Source organism: Oleiphilus sp. HI0066, assembly GCF_001635725.1.
The window spans coordinates 1-737 of the sequence record NZ_LWFH01001852.1; the positions used below are offsets into that span (position 1 = coordinate 1).

The following is a 737-nucleotide window of genomic DNA, read 5'->3' on the forward strand; positions in this document are numbered from 1 at the left end:
GAATCTAAACCCTAAAAAGCAGAAAGGCGCTGCCTTATTTATCTCGCTTATCTTCTTGTTGATCTTGACGGTATTGGGTGTGAGCTCAATGAACGACACCATTATGCAAGGGAAGATGTCTGCAGCGATTCAAGACGGCAACGTTGCACTGCAAGGTTCAGAAACAGCCGTTCGCGCTGCAGAGCAAGCTATTGAAGCGTTTATTTCGACAACGGGTTTCAATTCAACTGGCCCGTTTTATACCAATGGTAATGCGCCAGACCCATTTGATGCCAGCATTTGGGTTGATGACGTAAACAATACCGCCACCCAGGCAGCGGGTGCCGTGGCAGGGCAAACAGTGCAACCACGTTACTTTATAGAGCTTGCGGGTTCAGTCGAAGATGATGGTCTAAACACCGGTCAGGGTGACTTTGGTGAAACCGGTGGTGGTTATGGTTCAGGCACCGGTAACCCTTTAATCACAACGTTTAGAATTGTCGCGCGTAGTACAGGTGGTACCGCGAATTCACAACGCATTATTGAAACATACTACGGTAAAAAACTATGAGCTTGATCAATAGACATACGACAGAAGCATCAAGCTCTAGCGACCTTGCAGGGGGGCGTGCTATGAAAACATTCGAACGCAAACTTCGTTGGTGTGCGCTGGTCACATATCTGACCGCACCTACTATTGCTTATTCTGCTCCAGGTCAGTTAGCAGACCAGCCATTATGGTTAGGCTCGTCTGTGAA

2 protein-coding genes are annotated in these 737 nt (G+C 47.9%); both read left to right on the forward strand.

From position 1 onward, the window contains the following. A partial coding sequence (locus A3738_RS28635; RefSeq protein ID WP_231876792.1) for a PilX N-terminal domain-containing pilus assembly protein occupies positions 1 to 550 on the forward strand: 550 nt, incomplete at its 5' end. After that, positions 547 to 737: hypothetical protein (locus A3738_RS32275; RefSeq protein WP_156504573.1), on the forward strand; the 191-nt coding region annotated here is incomplete at its 3' end. The genes A3738_RS28635 and A3738_RS32275, both read left to right, overlap by 4 nt.